This window comes from Geobacillus thermocatenulatus (genome assembly GCF_002217655.1).
Lineage (GTDB): Bacteria > Bacillota > Bacilli > Bacillales > Anoxybacillaceae > Geobacillus > Geobacillus thermocatenulatus.
In genome coordinates, this window is the sequence record NZ_NEWK01000001.1 from 481,409 (window position 1) to 508,374 (window position 26,966).

Sequence of the window (26,966 nt, forward strand, 5' to 3'; positions counted from 1 at the left end):
ATCATAGGGAGAGGGGAAAGCGATGAAAAAGAAAAACATGATGGCGCTCGCGGTCGCCGCGGCGCTCGGCCTTGGCGTTCTGCCGCCGGCGGCGGACGCCGTCAGCACTCGTGATATCGAACAAAAGCGAGGCGAGATCGACGCGCTTCGTTCGAAACGGTCAGAGGTGCAGGAAAAAATCAGTGAGGCGCAAAAAAACATCGAAGCCCTTCAGTCGCAGCAAAAACAAGTCGCCAACGATATTGAAAAGCTGAACATGGCCATTGAGGAAACGAGCGGCAAAATCCGCAACGTCAGCGCCGATATTGACCAAACGGAGCACGCCATTGACCAATTGAAGCAGGAAATTGCCGAAATTCAAGAACGGATTGAAAAGCGGAATGACATTTTGAAGGAGCGGCTTCGTTCCTTGCAGGAAAGCGGCGGGGCGATCAGCTACTTGCAAGTATTGCTTGGCGCGCAAAGCTTCAGCGATTTCATCGACCGGATGAGCGCCGTGACGACGATCATGGAAGCGGACCAACAAATCATCCGCGAGCAGGAAGCCGATAAAGCGTTAAAAGAGAAAAAGGAAGCTGAATTGACGGAGAAGCGGAACAAGCTGCAAGAGGATTTGCAAGAATTGAAGCAGCTGCAGGCTGAACTGGCCGGCCAGCTGGAACAAAAAAATCGCCTGATGGCCGATTTGAAACAAAAAGAGGAAGAAGAACATGATCATAAGATGGCGCTTGAAGAAGAAAAAGAACTGATCGCCAAGCAAGAAGCAGCGGTGAAAGAGCAGCTTGCCGAACTCGAACGGCAAAAACGGGCGGAAGAAGAAGCGAAACAGCGGGCGCATACATACACCTCGTTTGACAATGGTGACGCATCGTCAGGAGAAATGCCATCCGGCGGCAGCATGCCGCCTGTATCGAGCGGGGCGTTCACCCGGCCGGCCAACGGACCGATCACCTCGGGCTTTGGCTACCGGTTTGGCGGCACGGACTTCCATCCAGGGGTCGACATCGGCAAGCGAGCTCCCGTTGTGCCGGTTGTCGCGGCAGCGGACGGCATTGTGTTCCGCTCCTACTATTCTAGCAGCTACGGCAACGTCATTTTCATCAGCCATGTGATTAATGGGCAAACCTATACGACCGTGTATGCTCATTTAGAAGCGCGTCTTGTTGGCGAAGGGCAGCACGTCCGCAAAGGACAAATGATTGGCTACATGGGCAATACCGGGAATTCGACCGGTCCTCATCTTCATTTTGAACTGCATCGCGGCGGCTGGAACGAGGCGAAAACGAATGCGGTCAATCCACTTGACTATATTCCTTTCTAATGTCGAACCGTAGGTGGCATGGCGCAACTTGTCTGTCTTTTGGCAGGACAAGTTGCGTATTTTTTTGATTGATTTGACATCAAGAAAATGGTCTGTCCGCACCACATTCCCCCCCTTGACTCTGTACCTTAGTCCATCGTTTATAATGTTGAGCAAAGACGGGAACCCCCCACCCCGTCATCGCAAGGAGGGAGACCGATGGGAATGGTCAAAACATCGTTTTGGGCCGTGCTGGCACTGCTCAGCTGCCCGTGCCATCTGGCGGTTATTCTGCCGTTGTTGGCTGGAACATCGGTCGGTGCGTATTGGATCCGACACCAAAGCCTTGCCATCGGCTTTTTTACGGTTTTGTTTTTCTTTTCGCTGATGATGATGTTTGGAAAGCGAAAGCCAATGCGATCAGGTGAAGCGGAAAGCTGCGGCCTTGGGAAAACGGGAAACGGCCATGGGGTGTGCTGTGTCCCCTTCCGAACGAATCATGAGGATGAGTGATATGGGTTTCATGATCGAGGATCTGAACAAATTAAGAAAGAGACATTTCTGGATAGGAGTGATTTTTACCATGAAAACATACCGAATGACCGTCCAAGGCATGACATGCACCGGCTGTGAACAACATGTCGCCAGAGCGCTGGGGGCGATTGGGGCCAAGCTGATGGATGTCAGCTTCCAGCGCGGTGAAGCGGTATTCGCGTTGCCTGAGGGCACGGACGTTGACATGGCGAGACAAGCGGTCAAAAACGCCCATTACGAGCCGAGGGACATCGAGGAGATCGCCGTGACAGCCAGATCTGTCATCGATGGCGAGGGAGAGTATGACTACATCGTCATCGGTTCCGGCGGAGCGGCGTTTTCCTCGGCGATCGAAGCGGTGAAATACGGGGCGAAAGTGGCGATGGTCGAACGTGGCACGGTCGGGGGGACGTGCGTCAATATCGGCTGCGTGCCGTCCAAGACGTTGCTTCGGGCTGGTGAAATCAATGCGTTGGCGCGAAATCATCCGTTTCTCGGCCTGCATACATCCGCTGGTCCGGTTGATTTGGCGCCGTTAGTGAAGCAAAAAAATGAGCTGGTCGAGCAGCTTCGCCAAGCGAAATATGCAGACTTGATCGGAGAGTATGGGTTCGATTTCATCCAAGGGGAAGCCCGATTTGTTGGGCGCCAAACGATTGAAGTGAACGGCCAAACGCTGTCGGCGAAACGGTTTTTGATCGCGACAGGTGCTTCCCCGGCTGTGCCGGATATTCCGGGGCTTCATGATGTCGACTACTTGACGAGCACGACGTTGCTCGAGCTGAAAAAGGTGCCGAAGCGGCTCGCCGTCATCGGCGCCGGCTACATCGGGATGGAGTTGGGGCAGCTGTTCCACCATCTCGGCTCGGAGGTGACGTTGATGCAGCGAAGCCCGAGCCTCTTGAAAGCGTATGATCCGGAAATTTCCGAAGCGGTGGTGCGGGCGCTCACGGAACAAGGCATCCGCATCATCACCGGCGCTTCGTTTGAACGGGTCGAACAAGACGGGAATACGAAAAAAGTGTATGTGAATGTAGACGGCCGCATCCGGGTCATCGAAGCGGACGAATTGCTCGTGGCTGCCGGGAGAACGCCGAATACAGCGGCGTTGAACTTGCCGGCAGCCGGTGTGGAAGTCGGGGCGCGCGGGGAAATTTTGATCGACGAATACACACGGACGACGAACCCGTCGATTTATGCGGCAGGCGATGTCACGCTCGGCCCGCAGTTCGTCTATGTCGCGGCCTATCAGGGAGCCGTTGCCGCGGCCAATGCCGTCGGCGGGCTGAACAAGCGCTGGGATACGGCCGTCGTTCCGGCGGTGACGTTCACCCATCCGGCCATCGCCACCGTCGGGTTGACCGAACAGCGGGCGAAAGAAAACGGGTATGACGTGAAAACGTCCGTCCTGCCGCTTGAGGCGGTGCCGCGCGCGATCGTCAATCGGGAAACGACGGGGGTGTTGAAACTTGTCGCTGAGGCCCGTACGGGCAAGCTGCTAGGCGCCCACGTTGTTGCGGACAATGCCGGCGAGGTCATTTACGCCGCCACGTTGGCGATTCAATTCGGATTAACGATCGACGACCTTCGCCGCACGTTGGCTCCGTATTTAACGATGGCGGAGGGGCTGAAGCTGGCGGCGCTTACGTTTGACCGAGACGTTTCGAAACTGTCGTGCTGCGCGGGATGAGGCCTTTGAATGGGGCCGCCGCTTCGCGGACCGTTATCAAGGGGGTGGAACTCATTGCTGTTGCGGTTGCAACGAAGCTTAATGGGGAGGCGATCCGTTTGGTGGAGCGCTTCCCTATTCATAAAGAAATGTCAGTCCAACGTTCATATTGACTTGACCCTGTACGATAGTAGAAGGTTTATGTTTTTGGGTGAGGTGGTTATGTGAAACATTACCGCATCGGCGAGTTGGCCCAAAAATGCCAGATTCATAAAGAAACGATCCGGTACTACGAACGGAAAGGGCTTATTCCAGAAACAGAGCGGACAGAAGGCGGGTATCGTCTGTATACGGAGGAGACGATCCGGCGAATCCGGTTTATTAAACAGCTGCAAGGGCTCGGATTCACCTTGGCGGAAATTGATAAACTGCTTGGCGTTGTCGATCGGGATCGCGATCGATGCAAAGACATGTACCGCTTTGTTACGCAAAAGATCGAGGAGATTCAAGCCAGCATTCGCGATTTGAGGCGGATCGAAGCGATGCTCCAGCAGTTAAAGGAATGTTGCCCTCATGAAGACAATTTATATAACTGCCCGATTATTGACCTATTGCTAGAAGAACCCTTTTACCCTCGCCAACGGTGTTAGCGTGATTCGGATGGAAGCGTTGACGGGGATTCGGAAACGGGCAACATCGGCCAAAGAAGCGGGGCGAAGCCTTCACTCTTGGTCATTTCACCAACTACAAACGATGATCGCCTATAAAGCGGAAATGGCGGGCATTCGCGTGGAGTGGGTGAATCCAACCTACACGAGCCAAACGTGTCAATGTGGTCATCGAGAGAAAGCGAACCGAAACGGCATCCGCTTCCGATGCCAAAGGTGTGGATACACTCTCCACGCCGACTTGAATGGCGCCATCAACATCGCCAAAGCGATTTCGGGCTTTGCTGTCGAACCTAGCGCACGGGTCACAGGTGCGCCGCCCATTGGGGTGCATCCTAACCCGATGGGACGGGGTGATGACACACCCCTGAATTTGGGCGTTGTCCGAACCAGAAATGGATGAGGACGCAAACGATCCAAGAATCCCACGACTTTAGGCGTGCGGAGTGTCAATATGGAATTTTAGCCGCAACAGTTCTGTGCGTTCTTCCACTGCAACGGGGGAGAAGAAAAAGGGTGATAAGGAAATAGGTGGTGGCAAGCTCCAGCAAAAATATGGCTGCCCTCATCAGCCGGTTTCCCGGCCTTTCGGGCAGCTGCTTGTCTGCTCAGGACGCGATTATTCGCTGCTGTTGCCATCATCGCCGCCTACATTGCCACCATCGTAGTCATCATCGTCTTGGTCGTGATTTTGATCATGACCGTCTTGATCATGGCCTTGGTCATCGTCATCTTGATCATCGCCGGGTTGCCCAGCATTTTCTCCTTTGTCCTCGTCTTGCTTGACGGACAGTTTCCGCGCCCGGCCGCTTCCATATTTCCACTCGAGTTCAAGGCGGAACGGAGTATCAAGGGAAAAGAGAGTTTGGATTTTGGCGATGACTTCATCATTTGACAGCGACGGTGATGCTTGCAAGTCGTTAATGAGCGACTGGACATCATTTGTTGTTACTTCACCCGTCTGGTCTTTCATGTGCAAATGGGAATGGCGTTCAGACCAATGATAGTCGACTTTAATGGTTTGGTTGGCCGCTGTTTTGATTCGCAACTCAAGCTTTTGGATGACATTGGCCAGCTTTGTTTTTCCTTTCTTCTCTGCCCCGTCTTTAACCCGGTCGTTGTCGCTGTCGGCATCTTCCGGTTTAGTGCCGAGCGCTACCTCGGCGCTGTTTGTCAGCCCATCGCGATCGGTGTCTTCGTCCCCATCTAATATTTTATCTTTGTCCGTATCTGTTTTCGTCGGATTCAGACGGAGATTGTATTCCACTCGGTTGGTTAAGCCGTCGCGGTCTTTGTCCTGGTTGGCGACGTTTTTCCCTAGACCGAGTTTGTACTTCAGTTCCCAATCATCCGGGATGCCGTCTTTGTTTTTATCGGCCCATTTTGGCTTGGATTGTTGTTTCCCCTTGGCTTCGGCTGTTGCCCATCCTGATGAAAACAACAAGGCAGCAGCGAGGCACCCAACTAGCATTCGCTTCATGCTTTTCTTCTCCCTTCATCAATGATGGATTGAAGATACGTTCGGCAGCTGGCTGGCATAGCGTCTTTCGCCGTAGCCCCTTTAGCTTTGCGCCACGCTGTTTCCAGCGCTTTGCCTTTTCGCCGTATCTCCTCGCAGGAGAAGATGCGGCGGTAATCTATCTTCACTATAAGTTGTCCTACGATCTGAGGTAAATCATCCATTTGTCCTATTTTTCATCCGTTCCAAAGTTGACAGGCAAAACGGTTTTTTCTATAATAATCTCGAATTCGAGATTTTAGAATCAATCAAATTGATGGAGAACTTCATGCTGGCTAGCCCTCCAAGGAGGCCGGTGAAAAACGTCCATTTCCCCTAATATCGATGATTCTTGAGTGGAGGGAAGAGCAACATTTATATATAAGGCTCCTCCGTTTGAGAAGCGACATGATTGAACCGCGTTTCCTGTTGAATCACCAGCATTCTAGATTTTTCATGATCCGCATCGTATATATCACATGACTATGATCGCTATGGCGATCGCCGTATCAAAGCGGCATGCTCTTGGTGCTCTATTTCGATAAATGAAGGAGAGGAACAAGATGATCCGCATCGACCGGGCGTCGTCCCGATATCATGCTGATTACGGGTGGCTGAAAACATATCATAGTTTTTCGTTTGGCGAGTATTATGATCCTAATAACATCCAGTTTGGCCCGCTAAGGGTGTTAAACGACGATTTCGTTGCGCCGCTTGCCGGTTTTGGCGCTCACCCGCACCGGGAGATGGAAATTGTGTCGATCGTGCTGAAAGGCTATTTGCAACATGAAGACAGCACCGGACATAAGGCGGTGACAACGTTCGGCGGCGTGCAGCGGATGTCGGCCGGCACCGGCATCGTCCATTCGGAAGTGAACCCGTCGGCGACGGAAGAGGTGAACTTTTTGCAACTTTGGTTTTTTCCGGAACAATACGGATTGCCGCCGTCGTACGAGCGGACCGAGTTTCCGGTCGACAAGATGAAAAACGCCTTGCTGCCGATTGTCACGAAACACCCGTCTTCCCCGGGGATTGCTCACATTCATCAAGATTTGACGATTTATCTTTCCGATTTGGAAGCCGGGCATGAGCTGACGTTTACCCAGCCGGAAGGGCGGAACATCTTTGTCTTTGTCATTGAGGGGGATCTGACGTTAAACGGCGAGGCCCATCTCCAGCGGCGCGATGCGGCCCGCATCACGGAAATGCCGGTTCTTCGCCTCGCAACGAACGAAGGATCACGGTTGATGCTCATCGACTTGCCAAAAGAGGGGTGAAAGCGTTTCGTTTTTGTGCGGCTCATTGGTTTGGCTTCCATTCTAGGAGACTGGTGAAAAACAACGGATTCGCTTGGTTTTTGAGAAATCAAAAGAAATGAAGTTGTGGTGTTGCAAGGTTTCTCAATTTGAGAAATACTGTTGGAGAGCAGCACTTCCTTTTAAATCACCGGCCTTCTAGATCGTGCCAAGAAGACGAATCAAGAAGAGGCATCGTTCGCCGCCAAGGGCGAGGGGTGCCTCTTTTTGCCGCTCTGTATGAGTTGAGAAATCAACAAGGAGGGTGTAAACTAGTAAAGGATGGGCAACGCACTAGCATACTCGGTACAAGCCCAACATATGATGAAGATAAAGGCATGGCACGGCGTAAGGCGGTGCTTTTCCTTTTCGTATTTGGCAAAAGCCGTCGGCGTTGAGGCGGAAGGGATGTTCATTTGCTTCACTGACGGAGGAGCGAGGAGAAAGCCCCCTTCCCGCACCGCAGCAAGCGGTGGGGAAGGTCAAGCATAGGGTGAGGAGGAAGCAACGTGAAAAAATCGACGACGGCCGCATTGATGGCCATATCGATGCTCATTGGGGCGGGAGGGACGTACGCCGGTCTTCAGTTGGCGGACCGCCCGATGGAAGGCTCGCTTTCGACGATGATTTCGAATGAGCCGTCCAAGTCGGCGAACGAAAGCGAAGAGATGAAAAAAATCCGGCAAGCGTATGAGCTCATTAAGAATCGGTACGTGGAGAAAGTGGATGAAGAAAAACTGACGGAAGGCGCCATTCAAGGTATGATCAACACGCTCCATGACCCGTATTCCGTCTACATGGATGCGGAAACGACGGAGCAGTTCAACGAGTCGCTCGACTCGTCGTTTGAGGGGATCGGCGCCGAAGTGAGCATGATCGACGGCAAGGTGACGATCGTGGCTCCGATCAAAAACTCGCCGGCGGAAAAAGCGGGTCTGAAGCCGAACGATCAAATTTTGCGCGTCAACGGAGAAAGCCTAGAGGGGCTCGACTTGTATGAAGCGGTGCTGAAAATCCGCGGCAAAAAAGGGACGACGGTGGAGCTTGACATTTTGCGCCCCGGCGTCAAAAACGTGATGAAAGTCAAAGTCGTCCGCGACGAAATTCCGATTCAGACGGTGTATGACTCGATCAAAACCTACAACGGCAAAAAGGCGGGCTATTTGCAAATCACGTCGTTTTCGGAAAACACGGCCACCGATTTTAAAAAGAAATTGGCGAAGCTTGAGGCCGAACATATTGATGGCTTGATCATCGATGTGCGGGGCAATCCGGGCGGCTATTTGCAAAGCGTTGAGGAAATTTTGAAGCAACTCATCCCGAAAGGCAAACCATATGTGCAAATTGAAGAACGCGATGGCGATCGGCAAAAGTTTTATTCCGATTTAACGGCGAAAAAGCCGTACCCGATCGTGGTGCTCATCGACAAAGGAAGCGCATCCGCGTCGGAAATTTTGGCGGGAGCGATGAAGGAAGGGGGCGGCTACAAGCTGGTCGGCGAGACGACGTTCGGCAAAGGGACGGTGCAGCAGGCGATTCCGATGGGCGACGGCAGCAACATCAAATTGACGCTGTACAAATGGCTGACGCCGGACGGGCATTGGATCCATAAAAAAGGGATCAAGCCAGATGTCGCGGTGGCGCAGCCGGATTATTTCCACGTCGCTCCGCTTCATGTGGAAAAACCGCTTCGGTATGACATGAACGACGAGCAAATCGCCAATGCGCAAAAAATGCTCAAAGGGCTTGGCTTCAACCCGGGCCGCACGGACGGCTACTTCAGCAAAGAAACCGAACAAGCCGTCCAAGCGTTCCAAAAAGCGAATCAGTTGCCGGTCACTGGGCGCATCGACGAAGCGACGGCAGATGTGCTGCAGGCAAAAATCATGGAAGCCGTCCGCGATCCGAACCATGATGTGCAGCTGAAAAAAGCGCTTGGCGTGTTGTTTCCGTCGTAAGCGAGCCAATGATGACGGGTAAAGAGAAAAGGGTGCCTCTGGCAACGCAGAGGCGCCCTTTTCTTTTTAACAGATTTGCCCGTGGACCATCCATGGCCTCCTACAAACGGGCTGGTGTTTTCTCCCTTTCTGATGGAAGCGGCAGCTGCACGGTTTTTTCGACCGCAAACCGCGGCCGCCGTTTCACCTCTTGATAAATTTTGCCGATGTATTCCCCGATGAGGCCGAGGCTCATGAGCACCAGCCCGCCGATGAACCAAATGGAGATCATGAGCGACGTCCAGCCTGATTCGGCGTGCCCCAGAAGTTTGCTGATGAGGGCGTACAGCCCGGCCGCACCGCTCGCGAGAAAGGCCAAAAAACCGATGAGCGTAATGGCGCGAATCGGTGCGACGCTCAAGGACGTGATGCCGTCAAAGGCGAAGGCGAGCATCTTTTTGAGCGGGTATTTCGACTGTCCAGCCCACCGCTCATGCCGGTCGTAAAAGACGCACGTCGAGCGGAAGCCGATGAGCGGAACCAACCCGCGCAAAAAGAGATTGACTTCCGTGTAACGGCTCAGTTCATCAAGCGCTCGCTTGCTCATCAGACGGAAATCGGCGTGGTTGTAAATCAGCTCGATTCCGATGGCCCGCATGAACCGATAAAAGGCTTGGGCGGTCGTACGCTTGAACCATGTGTCTGTCTTTCGGCTCCGCCGCACGCCATACACGATGTCATATCCTTCGCGGTATTTTTGCACAAATTCGCGGATGGCCTCCACATCGTCTTGCAAATCGGCGTCAATGGACACGGCACAATCGGCGTACGCGCGAACCGTTTCGAGCCCAGCGAGCAGCGCCCGCTGATGGCCGACGTTGCGCGCGAGCTTGATGCCCGCCACGAAAGGATTTCGCCCGCTTTCTTCTTCAATGAGTGCCCATGTCCGGTCGCGGCTGCCGTCGTCGATAAACACGATATGGCTGCCGATGGCGACCGCTCCTTCTTCGAGCAGCTGCTCAAGCAAAGCGGTCAGCCGCCGGGCCGTTTCCAGTAGCACTTCTTCTTCGTTGTAGCAGGGGACGACGATGGCTAACAATGGTTTGTCCACCATGTTTCTTGCCTCCCTTTCACTCCACTTTGTATACATAAATTTTCCAGACTGACTGTCGATCGGTGAACGCCCGCAAGAAGCGGAGATGGATGTCGCGGGCGTTTTCGATCGGGACGGAGGAAAAAATGTACTTGCCGCCAAGCTGTTTGAACGCCTTTGTGTCGATCTCGAAATGACGAATGACCTTATGCGAGCGTTTTGTGAACATGTAATGTTTCCCGAGTTCCGCCGAAAACAAATAGACGCGGTTGCCCCAATGGTCGAAATAGTCTTTCAGCACGGGGCTTTTGTCTAATTCTTTGGCGATGATGCGGCGAAACTTCCGCTTATACGATAACGGGTAAAAATTGTTGTACGTATCGAGCGTATAAAACCCGTTGTATTGGGCGATGGCCGGGTGAAGCCCAACGCTGGCGACGCGGTAGGACGATACCGGTTTGCCGATGTATTGCTTGATTTTGGTAAATAAATGTTCGGAATAAAACTGCTCGAACGACGGCGTGCCAGCGAGGCGATAGCGGATTTCCTCATTAAACCCACCAAGCAAAAGCAGCTGCAGCGCCAAGGTGATCGGCACGAGGCGCCGCCATGCGGTCCGTTCCTTGGCTAAGATTTGCAAGGCCAAGGCAAAATCGACGTAAATGACCATCGGCCGCAAAAAATGGAAGCGGGCGAAATTGAACGTATTCAAAAGGGAAATTCGTTCTTTCAGCGGCTGCCACCCTTTGTAAAACCAAAACGCATACCAAGTCGATAAAGCAATGTTCAACCAAAACAACAAAAGGAAGCGCCGCTCCAATGGCCCGCGCTGACGGCGGCGCAAAACGAGAAAAAACGCCGCCCAAAGCACCGGCAAGATGATCGGCCCATGGACGGTCATCACATGCGTATGGCCGAGCACATAGTTTTTCAACGTTAAACGAAGGCAGTGGACGAAGCTGAGCCGCGAGGAGAGGAACTCGTTCCGGCTCGTCGGTTCGCCGCTGAAGACAAGCGAGTACACGAGGCGGTACTCGATGGCCAAAAAGATGCCGGTCATGAGGGCGATCGCGGCGAAAAACCGCTTGTTCCACTGCTTGCGGACAACGCCGTCAAACAGCCACACCGCCGCCATCGCGGCGAGGAAAAAGAAAAATCCGAGCACAAAGCTGGCGTAAAACGGAAGCAAGATGATCGCCAGCCATTCTTTCCATGTCGCTTCTCCGTTGCGGATCGACAGAAACGCCCAAAGCGCCAGCGGCATGCCGAGCGTGCTTAACATGCCGGACGGCCAAAACGGTGTCAGCGCAAAAGCAAGCGCCGCCCCGACGCGAATGAGCCATGATTCCGGTGAAGGCAAAAAGTGGCGCCTGAGCAGCCAATACATCCCCAAAAAGGCGAATACCCTCGTGATCGTCTGGCTGATGGCGTACGCCACCATGGAGGGAAACAAAGCGTGCAGCCACACGATGCCGCTGAATTCGGTGCCGAAGGCGTTGCGCGGCAACCCGTTGATCACTTGCGGGATGACAGCATCAAGCGGGCCGAACAGTTGGCCGCTGCGAACGAGCACGCGATACCAGGCGATGTTCGAATCTAGATTGTCGTGCACGCGAATATGGGCGTGTTCGCCTAACATGTACAGCGGAGAAAGGTAGAGAGCCAATGCGATGAACGCGATGGCGAACGCTTTTCGCTCCCTTTGTTCCATTTCGCTCGCCCTCCTTTCCTGTGCGAGAAGATTGCACAACGTGACCCATTATAAGACGCTGCGATTAAAAGAGAATAAAAAAATCGTAAAGAAGTAGTGAAGAAGAAAAACAAAAAGGCTTATCACCACAACACGTACTTGACAAGCAAGGCGTTTTTGGATCCGCTATATAGCCCAAACATGGATGGACTGATTTTTCTTTATGCGTGTGAGTAAGACATGATTGGAAACCGTCCAGGACCACTTTAGGGTGAACAGCCATAAAAAAAAGAAAGTGTCCCAACGCCCAATGGTGCACCGTTTATGACCACCATCATATACGCGTGAAACACCTTCACAAAATGATCGATCATCTTTTCTTGAAAGGGCGACGATCTTTTCGGTCCAACCTGCATGAAACCCGTCAGGCAAACAGCCCCATCACGCGCCTAAAGCCGCGCCGTTTTCGTTTCGCTTCTTTCGGCGGTTCATGCGGGGATGGGGGCCGGGTGTTCAACTGCTGTTCAAGACGGGCGACCGTTTGCTCCAGCACGGCGAGGCGGGCGGCGATTTCCTCCATTTCTTGACGGTGATGCAACAGTTGAATGGAGACGACATCATCCGCTTTTTGTTCCAATTGTTGCTCGAGTTCATTCAAACGCGAGGAGACGCGGTCCATTTCCGGTTCGATATATTCTTGGAACAGAGCGTGAATGGGAACGTTTGGCGGCGTTGTGGAAGAACGGCTAGAGGCCGGCGGTGCTTCGGGTGTTGCTTCTGGCGGCGCTTCCATGGCGGCGCCTTGTTCAAATTTGACCCGTTCGAGCAAGGCGACGGTTTTTTCATCAAACAAGTAATGTCCGGCTTCGTTTTTCTGCAGCGGAATATTGTATTTCCGCACCCAGCGCTGGATCGTTTTGGGCGATACTCCGAGACGGGCGGCAACGTCAGATGTTTTGAGCTCCATCGTTTCACTCCTCCTTTTTCGTCTTCTGCTATATCCTTTTTCCATCGGTGTGCAAAATCCTGCCGGGCCGACAAAACTAGTGTCGATTCGGCAAAGAAAGTGGAAAACAGCGAAGATTCGCCATTGGTGAAAAAAGATGGCTGTGGGCATGGGAATTGGCCATGCCATTTGGTAGAATAGAAGGTAAAGAATGATGAACGACGCAAGGGGTGAAGCGGATGGCCACATGGTGGCTGGAATGGCTTGAGGGCGTCGCGTCGGTTTGGCGGCAGCCGCTTCTTTATTATGGCGCCGCGCTCGCTTTGGCTGTCGGTTGGCGGCGGGTGAAGCGGGAGCGCCGCGATTTTCATGTGCGCGTCTACAGCCTATGGCAAGAGTGGCGCGGGCTTTGGACGAAGGGATGGATGGCGGGGTTGGTGTTGTCGGCGGCAGCCGTCGGCATCGGGATCGCAGTGCCGCAGGAAGCCGTTTGGACGATAACGGCGCTGACAGTGTTCTTTAGCTTGGCGATGGAAGCGCGGTTGTTGTCGCCTGCTTATCCAGTTGGCGGCGCGCTTCTTGCGTTCGGTTTGGCGGAGCGAAGCGGCGCGTTGTCCCGCTGGCTTCCCGACGGCATGGCGACGGCGCCAGCTTTGGCGGTGTGGCTTGCATTGCTTTTGCTTTTCGAAGGATGGCTCATCATTCGCACGCGAAACGAGGCGGCCTCGCCGCAGCTTGCGAAAAGCAAGCGAGGGATGACGGTCGGCTTGCAATGGACGCAGCGTCTTTGGTTTGTGCCGGTTGTGTTGCCCGTATCAGGCGGCGCGCTGCCTCCGGCTTCCTGGTGGCCGCTCGTTTCGACGGGAGACGGCTATTCATTTTGGCTCGTGCCGTTTCTTCTCGGCTTTTCCCAGCGCCGCCAGCACATGCTGCCGGCGGAAGCGGCGCGCGCGGAGGGACGGCTTGTTGTTCGGCTGGCGTTCGTTGTCTCCCTATTGGCTGCTTCCGGTATATGGTATCCGCCGCTGGCGGTGGCAGCGGGGGCTATGGCGATCATCGGCCGCGAATGGATCGCGTTTTCCGGGCATCGCGCCGACCGCGCCCGCCCGCCCCGCTTTGCCCGCCATCCGCACGGCTTGGTGATTGTCGGCGTGCTTCCCGGCTCGAAAGCGGAAAAAATGGGGCTGTCGATCGGGGAAGTCATCGTGAAAACAAACGGCGCCCCGGTGCGGAGTGAAACCGAGTTTTACGAGGCGCTCCAACGCAACCGTGCGTTTTGCAAGTTGGATGTCGTCGGACATAACGGCGAAGTCCGTTTCGTTCAAGGGGCGCTCTATGAGGATGAGCATCATGAACTCGGGCTGCTGTTCGTCCGTGATCGGAACGCATCAGCGTCTGAAGCTGTTTCGTAAAGGAGAATGGATCATGTGGTTTTTGGCGGCACTCCTCATCCCGTGCCTATTGGTGCTGTTGTTTGCGCGGGTGACGTACAATCGGTACATCGCGGTGCTGTTGACTGTTGCGCTGCTTGTCGCTTCCTACTTGAAAGGCTATACGGACGAGCTGCATGAAATTGTCGCTGACATTGCATCGACGATCGCCGGTTTTCTTTGGGCCGGCCGCATGCTCGACCATCTGAAGCAAAAATGAAGCGGGGTTGTCGGTTCAACCGTCTGTTTTTTGAAAAAGGCATCGTCGGCTGAACGTCGGATTGTCGAGACGGAACGGAGCGAAGATGCGGACCTTGGGCATGAATGGGTCCGCTTTTTCGCGTTAGGCGAATGGAAAATGTTGTGCAGAATGGTGCGAATATGAGTTCGCATTTTTGATGCATCGATCATCACGATGTGATACAATGGGGAAAGATGGTACGAAGGAGGAGGCGAAACGGTGGAGGGCCGTTTTCAATTAGTGTCGCCGTACGAACCGCAAGGCGATCAGCCGCAGGCGATCGCCAAGCTTGTGGACGGCTTGCAGCGGGGTGTGAAACATCAAACGCTTCTTGGGGCGACGGGGACGGGCAAAACGTTTACGATCTCGAACGTGATCGCCCAAGTCAACAAGCCGACGCTTGTCATCGCCCACAACAAAACGCTCGCTGGCCAATTGTACAGCGAGCTGAAAGAGTTTTTTCCGCACAACGCCGTCGAATATTTTGTCAGCTACTACGATTACTATCAGCCGGAAGCGTACGTGCCGCAGACGGATACGTACATTGAAAAAGACGCGAAAATCAACGATGAAATCGACAAATTGCGGCACTCGGCGACATCGGCGTTGTTTGAGCGCCGGGATGTCATCATCGTGGCCAGCGTCTCATGCATTTACGGCTTAGGGTCGCCGGAAGAATACCGGGAGCTCGTCGTCTCGCTGCGCGTCGGGATGGAAATCGAACGCAACGCGCTGCTTCGGCGGCTCGTTGACATCCAATACGACCGCAATGACATCGATTTTCGGCGCGGCACGTTCCGCGTCCGCGGCGATGTTGTCGAAATTTTCCCCGCGTCGCGCGATGAACATTGCATTCGCGTCGAATTTTTCGGCGATGAAATCGAGCGCATCCGCGAGGTGGACGCCTTGACGGGCGAAGTGCTTGGCGAGCGCGAGCATGTCGCCATTTTCCCGGCGTCGCACTTCGTCACGCGCGAGGAGAAAATGCGGCTTGCGATTCAAAACATTGAACAAGAGCTTGAGGAGCGGCTGGCCGAACTGCGCGCCCAAGGAAAGCTCTTGGAGGCGCAGCGGCTGGAGCAGCGGACGCGCTATGACCTTGAAATGATGCGCGAGATGGGCTTTTGTTCCGGCATCGAAAACTACTCGCGCCATCTGGCGCTTCGGCCGCCGGGGTCGACGCCGTATACATTGCTTGACTATTTTCCGGACGATTTTTTGATCATCGTGGATGAGTCGCACGTCACCTTGCCGCAGCTGCGCGGCATGTACAACGGCGACCGGGCGCGCAAGCAAGTGCTCGTCGACCACGGCTTCCGCCTGCCGTCGGCGCTGGACAACCGGCCGCTCACGTTTGACGAGTTCGAGCAAAAAATCCATCAAATTATTTACGTCTCGGCGACGCCAGGGCCGTACGAGCTTGAGCACAGCCCGGGCGTCGTCGAACAAATCATCCGCCCGACCGGGCTTCTCGACCCAACGATCGACGTCCGTCCGACGAAAGGGCAAATCGACGATTTGATCGGCGAAATTCATGAGCGCGTCGAGCGGAACGAACGCACGCTCGTGACGACGCTGACGAAAAAAATGGCGGAGGATTTGACCGATTATTTGAAGGAAGCTGGCATCAAAGTCGCCTACTTGCATTCGGAAATCAAGACGCTTGAGCGCATTGAAATCATCCGCGATTTGCGGCTCGGCAAATACGATGTATTGGTCGGCATCAACTTGCTGCGGGAAGGGCTCGACATCCCAGAGGTGTCGCTGGTTGCCATTTTGGACGCCGACAAGGAAGGGTTTTTGCGCTCGGAGCGCTCGCTCATCCAGACGATCGGCCGGGCGGCGCGCAACGCGAACGGTCATGTGATCATGTACGCCGATGCGATCACACAATCGATGGAAATCGCCATTCAAGAGACGAAGCGGCGCCGCGCGATTCAAGAAGAGTACAACCGAAAGCACGGCATCGTGCCGCGCACGGTGAAAAAGGAGATTCGCGACGTCATCCGCGCGACGTATGCGGCGGAAGAGAAGGAGATGTACGAGGCAAAGCCGGCGGCAGCGATGACGAAACAAGAGCGAGAAGAGCTGATTCGCAAGCTCGAAGCGGACATGAAAGAGGCGGCCAAAGCGCTCGACTTCGAGCGGGCCGCCCAGCTGCGCGACATCATTTTCGAATTGAAAGCGGAAGGGTGATGGCCGGGTGAACGGAATGGATAAAATTATCGTCAAGGGGGCGCGCGCCCACAATTTGAAAAACATTGACGTCGAAATCCCGCGCGGCAAACTCGTCGTCTTGACCGGGCTGTCCGGGTCGGGGAAGTCGTCGCTGGCGTTTGACACGATTTACGCGGAAGGCCAGCGGCGCTACGTCGAATCGCTGTCGGCGTACGCCCGTCAGTTTTTAGGGCAGATGGAAAAACCGGACGTCGATGCGATTGAAGGATTGTCGCCGGCCATTTCGATCGACCAAAAAACGACGAGCCGCAACCCGCGCTCGACGGTTGGAACGGTGACGGAGATTTACGACTATTTGCGGCTGCTATTTGCCCGCATCGGCCGCCCCATTTGCCCGACGCACGGCATTGAAATCCAATCGCAGACGATCGAGCAAATGGTCGACCGGCTGCTCGCGTACCCGGAGCGGACGAAAATGCAAATTTTGGCGCCGATCGTCTCGGGAAAAAAAGGGACGCACGCCAAGACGCTCGAGGACATCCGCAAGCAAGGGTATGTGCGCGTCCGCATTGACGGCGAGATGCGAGAGTTGACGGAGGACATTGAGCTTGAAAAAAACAAAAAACATTCGATTGATGTCGTCGTCGACCGGATTGTCATCAAGGACGGCATCGCATCGAGGCTCGCCGATTCGCTCGAGACGGCGCTGAAGCTTGCCGACGGCAAAGTGGTCGTTGACGTGATCGGCGAGGGGGAGCTGCTGTTCAGTGAAAAGCACGCCTGCCCATATTGCGGCTTTTCGATCGGGGAGCTTGAACCGCGTCTGTTTTCGTTCAACAGTCCATTCGGCGCCTGCCCGGACTGCGACGGGCTCGGGGCGAAGCTCGAAGTGGATCTCGATTTGGTCATCCCGAACGATGAGCTGACGTTAAAAGAACACGCCATCGCTCCGTGGGAGCCGCAAAGCTCGCACTATTACCCGCAGCTGCTCGAAGCCGTGTGCCGCCATTACGGCATCCCGATGGACGTGCCGGTGAAGGATTTGCCGAAAGAGCAGCTCGAGAAAATTTTGTACGGCAGCGGCGGTGAGCCGATTTATTTCCGCTATACGAACGATTTTGGCCAAGTGCGCGAACAATACATCCCGTTTGAAGGTGTCGTTCGCAACATCGAGCGCCGCTACCGGGAGACAAGCTCCGATTACATTCGCGAGCAGATGGAAAAGTATATGGCGGAACAACCATGTCCGACATGCCAAGGCTACCGGCTGAAAAAAGAAAGCCTCGCTGTCCTTGTCGGCGGCAAGCATATCGGCGAGGTCACCGCCATGTCGGTGACTGAGGCGCTCGTCTTTTTTGACAGGCTCGAGCTGACCGAAAAAGAGGTGCAAATCGCCCGCCTCATTTTGCGCGAAATCCGCGACCGGCTCGGTTTTTTGCAAAACGTCGGCCTCGACTATTTGACGCTCAGCCGCTCGGCGGGAACGCTCTCCGGCGGCGAGGCGCAGCGCATCCGCTTGGCGACGCAAATCGGCTCGCGGCTGACGGGGGTGCTGTACGTGCTCGACGAACCGTCGATCGGCCTTCATCAGCGCGACAACGACCGGCTGATCGCGACGTTGAAAAGCATGCGCGACCTCGGCAATACACTCATTGTCGTGGAGCACGACGAGGATACGATGCTGGCCGCGGACTATTTGATTGACATTGGCCCGGGGGCGGGCATCCACGGCGGCGAGGTCGTCGCCGCCGGCACTCCGGAAGAAGTGATGAACGACCCGAACTCGCTCACCGGCCAGTATTTATCGGGGAAAAAATTCATCCCGATTCCGGCCGAACGGCGCCGGCCAGACGGGCGTTGGCTCGAAGTCGTCGGCGCGCGCGAGCACAACTTGAAAAACATATCAGTGAACATCCCGCTCGGCACGTTTGTCGCTGTCACCGGGGTGTCGGGCTCGGGCAAAAGCACGCTTGTCAACGAAGTGTTGTATAAGGCGCTGGCGCAAAAGCTCAACCGGGCGAAAGCCAAGCCTGGCGAGCATCGCGACATCCGCGGGCTTGAGCATCTCGAGAAAGTCATTGACATCGACCAGTCGCCGATCGGCCGCACGCCACGGTCGAACCCGGCGACGTACACCGGGGTGTTTGACGACATCCGCGACGTGTTTGCTTCGACGAACGAAGCGAAAGTGCGCGGCTATAAAAAAGGGCGGTTCAGCTTCAACGTCAAAGGCGGGCGCTGCGAGGCGTGCCATGGCGATGGGATCATCAAAATTGAGATGCACTTTTTGCCGGACGTGTACGTCCCGTGCGAAGTGTGCCACGGCAAACGGTACAATCGCGAAACGCTTGAGGTGACGTATAAAGGGAAAAACATCGCCGATGTCTTGGACATGACGGTCGAAGATGCGCTCGACTTTTTCGCCTCGATCCCGAAAATCAAACGCAAGCTCGAGACGCTCTATGACGTCGGGCTTGGGTATATGAAGCTCGGTCAGCCGGCGACAACGCTCTCCGGCGGCGAGGCGCAGCGCGTCAAGCTCGCCGCTGAGCTTCACCGCCGCTCCAACGGCCGGACGCTCTACATTTTGGACGAGCCGACGACCGGGCTTCATGTCGATGACATCGCCCGGCTGCTTGACGTGCTCCATCGGCTCGTCGACAACGGTGATACCGTGCTTGTCATCGAGCATAATTTGGACGTCATCAAAACGGCGGACTATATTATTGATTTAGGCCCAGAGGGCGGCGACCGCGGCGGGCAAATCGTGGCCGTCGGCACGCCGGAAGAGGTGGCCGAGGTGGAGGAGTCGCACACCGGCCGCTACTTGAAACCGATTCTCGAGCGCGACCGGGCGCGCATGCAGGCGCGGTATGAAGCGGCGAAGGCGTAAAGGCCTTGGCCGCTTTGGCATATAGGAGACGGTGGCTTTTGGAAAGAGAAAAAGGAAACTTTTCCAAGCCGCGGTCGTATATACAAGGTAAAAGAACCTTATGGAAAGGGGATTTCCGCTTGTCGACGAACAAAGTGTTGTCCGCGCTTTGTTATTTCAGCGTCTTTTTTGCGCCGTTTATTTTGCCGATTGTCGTCTATTTTGTTGTCGAAGATCTTGAAGTCAAACGCCATGCGAAGCGGGCGCTCGTGTCGCATTTGATTCCGGCTGTGACGATCCTCTTGTTCATTGCGCTGGCCGCATCGCCGGTGCTGTTTGGCCATTGGGGCGAGGAATCGCTTCTTTTTGGCGGCGGGCTCGTCTGGCTTGGGTTCCTTGTTGCTGGGGCGGTGAATCTCGTTGTCGTCGTTTGGAATGTCATAAAAGGAATTCAAGTGTTAAAATAAGAGAAAGCGCCCGTTCGCCGGCGATGCCGCGGCCCCGCTTTTTTGGGCCTGTCAAAAGGGGTGGCCGGCGGGCGCGAGACTCGAATAAAGATGGTGATGGGATGCTCAATTGGTTGATCGGTGTGTTGATCAATACGGTGCTGCTCATGGCGATTGACGGGTATTTTGACGATATTCATTTCAGCGGCGTCGGCGCGGCGTTTTTGGCGAGCGTCATTTTGGCGGTGCTCAACACTGTCGTTCGCCCGGTGCTCATCTTGTTGACGCTGCCGGTGACGGTGTTGACGCTTGGATTGTTTTTGTTTGTCATTAACGCCATCACGCTCATGATGACCGCCGCGCTGATGGGCGATGCCTTCCAAATCGGCGGCTTTGGCACCGCGCTGCTTGCGTCGATCGTCTTGTCGTTTTTCCATTTGCTTGTGCAAAAAGCGGTGATCGAGCCGCTCCGCAACCGGTCGTAACGGGGCGCGGTTCATTGCCAAGCGGGTGGCGCCGTGTGTCCGCACGGCGGATGCGGCAATGTTTCGCCATTGGAGAAGCGATGCAGGAAAGATCGTTTCGGCTTGATGGATTGGGCGTGATCGGGACGGGGGAACCGTCCTTGTTTTGTTTTCTGCGGAATGTTTTCTTCAATGGCGAAACGAAACGTGCTACAATGAAGAAAGATGATGAAAGGAGCGAAAGGCGACGTATGCCGAAAGTGCGGACGAAAGACATCATTGAGCAGTTTCAGCTCGAGCTTGTCAGCGGCGCGGAAGGCATTTACCGCCCGATTACGACGAGCGACTTGTCGCGGCCGGGGATTGAAATGGCCGGCTATTTCGCCTATTACCCGGCGGAGCGCCTGCAGTTGCTCGGGCGGACGGAACTGTCGTTTTATGAAACGTTGACGCCGGAAGAAAAACGGTCGCGGATGGAGCGGCTTTGCACGGATATTACGCCGGGCATCATCGTCTCGCGCGGACTGGAGGTGCCGCCGGAGTTGATCGAAGCGTCGGAGCGCCAGTCGGTGCCCGTGATGCGCTCGACGATGAAAACGACCCGTCTGTCCAGCCGGTTGACGAACTATTTGGAAAGCAAGCTCGCCCCGACCACTGCGGTGCACGGCGTGCTGGTCGATGTGTACGGCGTCGGGGTGTTGATCACCGGCAAAAGCGGCGTCGGCAAAAGCGAAACGGCGCTTGAGCTCGTCAAGCGCGGCCATCGGCTCGTCGCCGATGACTGCGTGGAAATCCGCCAGGAAGATGAAGACACGCTCGTCGGCAGCGCGCCTGAGTTGATTGAACATTTGCTCGAAATTCGCGGGCTTGGCATCATCAACATGATGACGCTGTTCGGCGCCGGGGCGGTGCGGACGCATAAGCGCATTTCGCTCGTCATTGATTTGGAACTTTGGGATCCGGAAAAACAATACGACCGGCTTGGGTTGGAAGAAGAAAAGGTCAAAATTTTGGATACGGAATTGCCGAAATTGACGATTCCAGTCCGTCCGGGCCGCAACTTGGCGGTCATCGTTGAAGTGGCGGCGATGAACTTCCGCCTGAAGCGGATGGGCGTCAATGCAGCCGAGGAGTTTTCGGCGCGATTGAGCGACGCCATCGAAGACAGCACGAACGAGTATGATTGATGTGGGGCTGCATGGGAAGATTGGATAACAACGGCGGGGGAAACGCTCCCGGTTTTCTATGGGGCATAGGAGGGAAAAACGATGGACGCAACGATTCAGCCGCTCGACCGCGTGTTTTTGCATCTCGGTCCGATTACGATTTACTGGTACGGGGTCATTATCGGCACAGGCGTTTTGATCGGCTTGTGGCTGGCGACGCGCGAAGCGGTGCGGCGCGGCTTGCCGAAAGAGACGTTTGTCGATTTAGTGCTGTTTGCCGTGCCGATCGCCATTGTGTGCGCGCGGGCGTATTACGTGCTGTTTGAATGGCACTATTATTCAAAACATTTGTCAGAGATTCCGAAAATTTGGCAAGGGGGCCTCGCCATTCACGGCGGTTTGATTGGCGCGGTGGCGACGGGCGCGGTGTTCGCCCGCGCGCGCGGGCTGTCGTTTTGGAAGCTCGCCGACATTGCCGCGCCAAGCATCATTTTAGGCCAGGCGATCGGGCGCTGGGGCAATTTCATGAACCAAGAGGCGCACGGCGGCCCGGTGTCGCGCGCGTTTTTGGAGAGCTTGCATTTGCCTGACTGGATCATCAACCAAATGTACATTGACGGCCGCTATTGGCATCCGACGTTTTTGTACGAATCGCTTTGGAATTTGGCCGGCTTTTGTCTTTTGCTTTGGCTCCGGCGCGTCAACTTGCGGCGCGGCGAGCTGTTTTTGTCGTATTTGATTTGGTACTCGATCGGCCGCTTTTGGATTGAAGGGATGCGCACCGACAGCTTGATGCTCGCCGGCAGCCTGCGGGCGGCGCAAGTGATGTCCGTGACGCTCATCGTTTTGTCCGTCGCGCTTTGGATCGTGCGCCGGACAAAAGGCTGGGCGGATGAGCGCTATCAGGATGAATAGCCGTTTGAGGCGGCGAACCGCTGCGGACTTGTTCGGTTTGCGGGAAACCGCGATGAATGCAGCTGCTTCGCAGCGGGAACAATCTTGTCGGGGAGCTGCATTCCTTCTTTTTTCGGTTGGGTTCGGACGAATGAACAAGATGTGGTGCGCGTCATCAAGAGAATCAAAGTTTCATCGCACCGCGGTGATCAAGGCAAGCAAAGGAGAGAGGAGACCATGACAGGAATGTTGCAGCGCGGCGTGCTCGCGGGGCTGAAAACGTCGTGGGCGCTTGGGAAAATCATTTTCCCCGTGACGCTCCTGTTGGCGTTGCTGCAGCCGACGCCGCTTTTTTCATGGATCATTGATGGGGTTGCGCCGTTGATGAAGTGGTTCGGCTTATCCGGCGATGCGGCCGTGCCGCTTGTGCTCGGCAACTTGCTTGGGCTGTATGCGGCGATCGGGGCGATGCTGACGATTGAGTTTACGGTGAAAGAAGTGTTCATTCTCGCGGTCATGCTTTCCTTTTCCCATAACTTGATCGTCGAGTCATCCGTCGCCTCGCGCACCGGGATGAGCGTCTGGCTGATGATCGTCGTGCGCGTCGGTCTCGCTGTCGTGTCAGGTTTGTTGATTGCCCATTTCTGGAACGGCGGACAGGAGATCGCCCAATACGGGTTTGTCACGCATGAAGCCGCCCCGCCGTCCGGCTGGGGAGAGATCATCCTGGCGGCGCTGAAAAAAGCGGCCGCCGGCATTGTGCAGCTCGTCGCGATCGTCATCCCGCTCATGACGGTCATTCAAATTTTAAAAGAACGCCATTGGATCGAAGCCGTTTCGCGCTGGATGGCGCCGGCGACGAGGATGCTGGGGATGAGCGCGAACACGTCGCTCACGCTCGCCGCCGGGTTTGTGTTCGGCTTGGCGTACGGGGCGGGGGTGATGATTCAGGCGGCGAAAGAAGACGGCGTCTCGAAGCGCGACTTGACGCTGGCGTTCATTTTTCTCGTGTCATGTCATGCGGTCGTCGAAGATACGCTCATTTTCGTTCCGCTTGGCATCTCTGTGTGGCCGCTGCTTTTCATCCGCTTGGTGACGGCGGTGCTGTTGACGATGGCGGTGGCGTTCGTTTGGCGCCGCTTTGAACAACCGGCTAGAAAGGAAGCTGCTTCATGACGATTCGCACGATTTTGTTTGATCTTGACGGCACATTGATTGATACGAATGAGCTCATCATCCAGTCGTTTTTGCATACGTTGGAGAAGTACTATCCGGGCCGCTACAAACGTGAGGACGTCCTGCCGTTCATCGGCCCGTCGCTCTATGAAACGTTCGGCTCGCTTGATCCAGAGCGGGCTGAGGAGATGGTGAAGACGTACCGCACGTTCAACCACGCCCATCATGACGAACTGATCCGCGAGTTTGACACGGTGTGTGAAACGATCGAAACGCTCCACCGCCATGGCTTCCGCCTTGGCGTCGTGACGACGAAAATGCACGACACCGCCCTGATGGGGTTAAGAAAAACGCGGTTGGAACCGTTTTTCTCGTGCGTCATCGGCCTCGATGACGTCAATCGTCCCAAACCGGATCCTGAACCGATTCATAAGGCGCTTGAGGCGCTTGAATCGACACCGGACGAAGCGCTCATGGTCGGCGACAACTACCACGACATTTTGGCCGGCAAAAACGCCGGCGTGAAAACAGCCGGCGTCGTCTGGGCGATTAAAGGCCGTGAGTATTTGGAACAATATGAACCGGACTATATGCTCGAGAAAATGAGCGACTTGCTCGCCATTGTCGGCATCAACGAATGAAAGGAGGAATCGTCCTCCCGGTGAGACGAACGACCAAATACCCTGTCCAAGGGGCGAACTCGCTCTGGCAGTTGTATCGCACCGTATCGTTTTGGAAAGTGCTGAAAAACGTTATCATCATTCAAATCGGGCGCTACACCCCGTTTTTGCCGCTGAAACGCTGGCTGTACCGCACGTTTCTCGGCATGAACATCGGCGAGCAAACCGCGCTCGCCTTTATGGTTATGCCCGATATTCTCTTCCCGGAAAAAATCCACATCGGCCGCAACTGCGTCATCGGCTACAACACGACGATTCTCGCCCACGAATATTTAGTGGACGAATACCGCCTCGGCGATGTGGTGATCGGCGATGAGGTGATGATCGGCGCGAACTCGACCATTTTGCCCGGCGTGGTGATCGGCGATCGCGCCATCGTTGCCGCGGGCACGGTCGTTCATCAAGATGTCCCGCCCGGAGCGATGGTCGCCGGCTGTCCGATGCGCATCGTCCGCCGGAATGAACCGCCTTCCGATTAAACGGGGGCGGTTTTCCATTTTGGAATAGGAAAAGGAAAGAAACAAAAAAAGGAGAATTGGGAATTTTGGCAAGATGGATCGCCGCTATTTTCATTAGAGAGCAGATCACCATCTATATCGTGTGGAACGAAACGGACAAGCGCTTCTTGTTTTTGAAGCGATCTTGTCCGTTTTGTTATTGATAAAGCATTCCCCCCTTGACGCTGTGGCCGCAAAGGAGTAAACTACTAGTAACTTCACTTCTCTACCATATTAGCAAACTAAAGTATTTCGATAAAGGGCGTGGGGACATGGCAAAAAAGCTGTTTATGTTTGAAAAACCGTTAGGCATGCGCGATACGCTGCCATTTTTATATGAGTTGAAAAAGCAGGTGCGCTCGGTGATGGCGGAGGAAATTGAACGGTGGGGGTACGAGTTTATCGAAACGCCGACGCTTGAATATTATGAAACGGTCGGGGCGGCGTCGGCGATTGCCGATCATCGTCTGTTTAAGCTTCTCGACCAGCAAGGGCATACGCTCGTGCTTCGGCCCGATATGACGGCGCCGATCGCCCGGGTGGCGGCGTCAAGGCTTTATGAAGACGGCAATCCGCTTCGGTTGGCGTACAATGCCAATGTGTTCCGCGCCCAGCAGCGCGAAGGCGGGCGGCCGGCGGAGTTTGAACAGATCGGCGTCGAGCTGATCGGCGACGGCACGGTGGCGGCGGATGCCGAGGTCATCAGCTTAATGGTCGCGTTGTTGAAGCGCGTGGGACTCGACCGCTTTTCAGTGGCGGTCGGCCATATCGGGTATGTCAATGCGCTGTTTTTGGAGATTTTAGGGAATGAGGAGCGGGCGAGTGTATTGCGCCGTTTTTTATATGAGAAAAATTACGTCGGCTACCGTGAACATGTGAAGTCATGGCCGCTTTCGTCGATCGATCAAAAGCGGCTGTTGGATCTTCTTTCCTTGCGCGGCGGAACGGACGTGATCGAACAGGCGAAAACGCTCGTCACAAGCGAGGAAGGACGGCGGGCGGCCGATGAGCTGGCGGCGCTCATGGCGGCGCTTTGGACGTACGGAGTGGCCGAGGCGGTGAAGCTCGATATGGCGCTTGTCAGCCATATGAGCTACTACACGGGCATTTTGTTTGACGTGTACGCTGAGCAGGTTGGATTCCCGATCGGCAACGGCGGACGGTATGATGATTTGTTGGCGAAGTTTTCCCGCCCGGCGCCGGCGACGGGGTTTGGCTTGCGTGTCGATCGGTTGGTTGAGGCGATTGGAGAAACGGATGTGCGCGGCGACATCGAGTGCATCGTCTTCAGCCAAGAGCGGTTGGCGGAAGCGGTCGAGCTCGCCGAGGCGAAACGGGCGGAAGGCAAGCGCGTCGTCTTGCAGCACATCGCCGGCATTCGCGATATTGACGCCTACAGCCAGCGCTACCGGTCGATTGTCTATTTGCTCGGCCGCGGCGGGCAATGAATGCCGCAAAAAGAGGAGAACTTCTCGAACGGAAACGATCAAAACGACTGTCGATGATGCGGGAGATGGAACGGCTAAAGCAATAAGGAGTGTCCGGCTGCGCTAGTTAGGCAGAGGGGGAGTTTGGCGAAAAAGCGCCGCGTTTGCACATGACGACAAGCAAGGAGGAAGAACGATGCTGACGATTGCCATGCCAAAAGGGCGCATTTTTGACGAGGCGCTCGAGCTGCTGCGGCGGGCGGATTATGCGCTGCCGCCGGAATTTGACGAGTCGCGCAAGCTCGTCATTGACGTGCCGGAGGAGCAGATGCGCTTTATTTTGGCGAAACCGATGGATGTCGTCACCTATGTTGAGCATGGGGTGGCAGATTTGGGGATTGCCGGCAAGGACGTGCTGATGGAAGAAGAGCGAGACGTGTACGAACTGCTCGATTTGCACATCAGCCGCTGCCATTTGGCGGTCGCCGGGCTGCCTGGCGCCAAGATGAACGAAATCGCCCCAAGGGTGGCGACGAAATATCCGAACATCGCGTCAACGTATTTTCGCGAACAAGGCGAGCAAGTGGAAATCATCCGCCTAAACGGCTCGATCGAGCTTGCCCCGCTGATCGGCCTTGCCGACCGAATTGTCGATATCGTTTCGACCGGACGGACGCTTAAAGAAAACGGGCTTGTCGAGCTGGAACGAATCGCCGAGGTGACGTCGCGCCTGATTGTCAACCCGGCGAGCTACCGGCTAAACGGCGGGAACATTGAGCGGTTGGTCGACCGATTGGCGGCGGTGATTCCACAATCATAGAAAAAAGGTTGGAAACGGGCGGTTGTCCGCAGAGAGCTTGATGGA

The 26,966-nt window shown here is 55.2% G+C and carries 23 protein-coding genes, 1 pseudogene and 1 riboswitch; of the genes and pseudogenes, 20 read left to right on the forward strand and 4 right to left on the reverse strand.

What is annotated here, in order from left to right:
• The first annotated feature begins 22 nt into the window (after positions 1 to 22).
• The 5 genes and pseudogenes from B9L19_RS02460 to B9L19_RS02480 form a co-directional block, all read left to right on the forward strand.
• Positions 23 to 1,321, forward strand: coding sequence for a murein hydrolase activator EnvC family protein (locus tag B9L19_RS02460; protein ID WP_025949842.1), 1,299 nt, complete (start codon positions 23 to 25; stop codon positions 1,319 to 1,321).
• 198 nt (positions 1,322 to 1,519) lie between these two features.
• Positions 1,520 to 1,813, forward strand: a complete 294-nt coding sequence (locus B9L19_RS02465) for a transporter (RefSeq protein ID WP_025949843.1) — start codon at positions 1,520 to 1,522, stop codon at positions 1,811 to 1,813.
• 70 nt (positions 1,814 to 1,883) lie between these two features.
• Positions 1,884 to 3,524 (forward strand): mercury(II) reductase, encoded by a 1,641-nt coding sequence (gene merA / locus B9L19_RS02470; protein ID WP_025949844.1) that lies wholly within the window; start codon positions 1,884 to 1,886, stop codon positions 3,522 to 3,524.
• Positions 3,525 to 3,727: 203 nt separating this feature from the next.
• Positions 3,728 to 4,153 carry a mercury resistance transcriptional regulator MerR gene (merR, locus tag B9L19_RS02475; RefSeq protein WP_025949845.1) on the forward strand — a complete coding sequence of 142 codons (426 nt, stop codon included), beginning with the start codon at positions 3,728 to 3,730 and terminating at the stop codon, positions 4,151 to 4,153.
• Positions 4,131 to 4,702: pseudogene (locus B9L19_RS02480) on the forward strand (RNA-guided endonuclease InsQ/TnpB family protein); the annotation flags it as partial. The gene merR and the pseudogene B9L19_RS02480, both read left to right, overlap by 23 nt.
• An 88-nt stretch (positions 4,703 to 4,790) precedes the next feature.
• Here the strand turns inward: B9L19_RS02480 and B9L19_RS02485 are convergent.
• On the reverse strand, positions 4,791 to 5,651 hold the full coding sequence (locus tag B9L19_RS02485; protein ID WP_025949846.1) for a hypothetical protein: 861 nt from the start codon (positions 5,649 to 5,651) through the stop codon (positions 4,791 to 4,793).
• A gap of 40 nt (positions 5,652 to 5,691) precedes the next feature.
• Positions 5,692 to 5,777, reverse strand: a riboswitch (cyclic di-GMP riboswitch).
• Positions 5,778 to 6,232: 455 nt separating this feature from the next.
• Here B9L19_RS02485 and B9L19_RS02490 point away from each other — a divergent pair.
• Together B9L19_RS02490 and B9L19_RS02500 are read left to right on the forward strand one after the other, a co-directional pair.
• A complete protein-coding gene (locus B9L19_RS02490) occupies positions 6,233 to 6,946 on the forward strand; it encodes a pirin family protein (protein WP_025949848.1) in 714 nt (237 codons plus the stop codon).
• Between the two features lie 527 nt (positions 6,947 to 7,473).
• Complete coding sequence (locus B9L19_RS02500; RefSeq protein ID WP_025949850.1) at positions 7,474 to 8,922, forward strand: S41 family peptidase; 1,449 nt, start codon at positions 7,474 to 7,476, stop codon at positions 8,920 to 8,922.
• Positions 8,923 to 9,022: 100 nt separating this feature from the next.
• Here the strand turns inward: B9L19_RS02500 and B9L19_RS02505 are convergent, their stop codons facing one another.
• From B9L19_RS02505 to B9L19_RS02515, 3 genes are all read right to left on the reverse strand, one after another.
• Positions 9,023 to 10,015, reverse strand: a complete 993-nt coding sequence (locus B9L19_RS02505; protein WP_025949851.1) for a glycosyltransferase family 2 protein — start codon at positions 10,013 to 10,015, stop codon at positions 9,023 to 9,025.
• Positions 10,016 to 10,031: 16 nt separating this feature from the next.
• Positions 10,032 to 11,705: a DUF6044 family protein gene (locus B9L19_RS02510; RefSeq protein ID WP_025949852.1), complete on the reverse strand. Its 1,674-nt coding sequence runs from the start codon at positions 11,703 to 11,705 to the stop codon at positions 10,032 to 10,034.
• Positions 11,706 to 12,108: 403 nt separating this feature from the next.
• Positions 12,109 to 12,651 carry a MerR family transcriptional regulator gene (locus tag B9L19_RS02515; protein WP_025949853.1) on the reverse strand — a complete coding sequence of 181 codons (543 nt, stop codon included), beginning with the start codon at positions 12,649 to 12,651 and terminating at the stop codon, positions 12,109 to 12,111.
• Positions 12,652 to 12,869: 218 nt separating this feature from the next.
• Between B9L19_RS02515 and B9L19_RS02520 the strand changes: the two genes are divergently transcribed.
• The 13 genes from B9L19_RS02520 to hisG all read left to right on the forward strand — a co-directional run bounded on the left by B9L19_RS02520 (position 12,870) and on the right by hisG (position 26,921).
• Complete coding sequence (locus tag B9L19_RS02520) at positions 12,870 to 14,042, forward strand: PDZ domain-containing protein (RefSeq protein WP_025949854.1); 1,173 nt, start codon at positions 12,870 to 12,872, stop codon at positions 14,040 to 14,042.
• Between the two features lie 13 nt (positions 14,043 to 14,055).
• Positions 14,056 to 14,280, forward strand: coding sequence for a CsbA family protein (locus B9L19_RS02525; RefSeq protein WP_025949855.1), 225 nt, complete (start codon positions 14,056 to 14,058; stop codon positions 14,278 to 14,280).
• Between the two features lie 240 nt (positions 14,281 to 14,520).
• Positions 14,521 to 16,497 carry an excinuclease ABC subunit UvrB gene (gene uvrB / locus B9L19_RS02530; protein ID WP_025949856.1) on the forward strand — a complete coding sequence of 659 codons (1,977 nt, stop codon included), beginning with the start codon at positions 14,521 to 14,523 and terminating at the stop codon, positions 16,495 to 16,497.
• 16 nt (positions 16,498 to 16,513) lie between these two features.
• Positions 16,514 to 19,372 carry an excinuclease ABC subunit UvrA gene (uvrA, locus tag B9L19_RS02535; protein WP_033024206.1) on the forward strand — a complete coding sequence of 953 codons (2,859 nt, stop codon included), beginning with the start codon at positions 16,514 to 16,516 and terminating at the stop codon, positions 19,370 to 19,372.
• A 119-nt stretch (positions 19,373 to 19,491) separates the two neighbouring features.
• Complete coding sequence (locus B9L19_RS02540) at positions 19,492 to 19,818, forward strand: magnetosome magnetite crystal formation protein family (protein ID WP_025949858.1); 327 nt, start codon at positions 19,492 to 19,494, stop codon at positions 19,816 to 19,818.
• 101 nt (positions 19,819 to 19,919) lie between these two features.
• Positions 19,920 to 20,282: a phage holin family protein gene (locus B9L19_RS02545; protein ID WP_025949859.1), complete on the forward strand. Its 363-nt coding sequence runs from the start codon at positions 19,920 to 19,922 to the stop codon at positions 20,280 to 20,282.
• A 230-nt stretch (positions 20,283 to 20,512) separates the two neighbouring features.
• Entirely contained in the window at positions 20,513 to 21,448 is a 936-nt protein-coding gene (gene hprK, locus B9L19_RS02550) for an HPr(Ser) kinase/phosphatase (protein WP_025949860.1), read from the forward strand.
• An 81-nt stretch (positions 21,449 to 21,529) separates the two neighbouring features.
• The gene (gene lgt / locus B9L19_RS02555) at positions 21,530 to 22,342 is read left to right on the forward strand and encodes a prolipoprotein diacylglyceryl transferase (protein ID WP_025949861.1); all 813 of its coding nucleotides are present in this window, start codon (positions 21,530 to 21,532) and stop codon (positions 22,340 to 22,342) included.
• Positions 22,343 to 22,558: 216 nt separating this feature from the next.
• Positions 22,559 to 23,497: a nucleoside recognition domain-containing protein gene (locus B9L19_RS02560; RefSeq protein ID WP_025949862.1), complete on the forward strand. Its 939-nt coding sequence runs from the start codon at positions 22,559 to 22,561 to the stop codon at positions 23,495 to 23,497.
• On the forward strand, positions 23,494 to 24,138 hold the full coding sequence (gene ppaX / locus B9L19_RS02565) for a pyrophosphatase PpaX (protein ID WP_025949863.1): 645 nt from the start codon (positions 23,494 to 23,496) through the stop codon (positions 24,136 to 24,138). The genes B9L19_RS02560 and ppaX overlap by 4 nt, the downstream gene beginning before the upstream one ends.
• A gap of 20 nt (positions 24,139 to 24,158) precedes the next feature.
• A complete protein-coding gene (locus B9L19_RS02570; RefSeq protein ID WP_025949864.1) occupies positions 24,159 to 24,656 on the forward strand; it encodes an acyltransferase in 498 nt (165 codons plus the stop codon).
• A 290-nt stretch (positions 24,657 to 24,946) separates the two neighbouring features.
• On the forward strand, positions 24,947 to 26,122 hold the full coding sequence (locus tag B9L19_RS02575) for an ATP phosphoribosyltransferase regulatory subunit (protein WP_025949865.1): 1,176 nt from the start codon (positions 24,947 to 24,949) through the stop codon (positions 26,120 to 26,122).
• Between the two features lie 175 nt (positions 26,123 to 26,297).
• Entirely contained in the window at positions 26,298 to 26,921 is a 624-nt protein-coding gene (gene hisG / locus B9L19_RS02580) for an ATP phosphoribosyltransferase (RefSeq protein WP_025949866.1), read from the forward strand.
• Positions 26,922 to 26,966 lie beyond the last annotated feature (45 nt).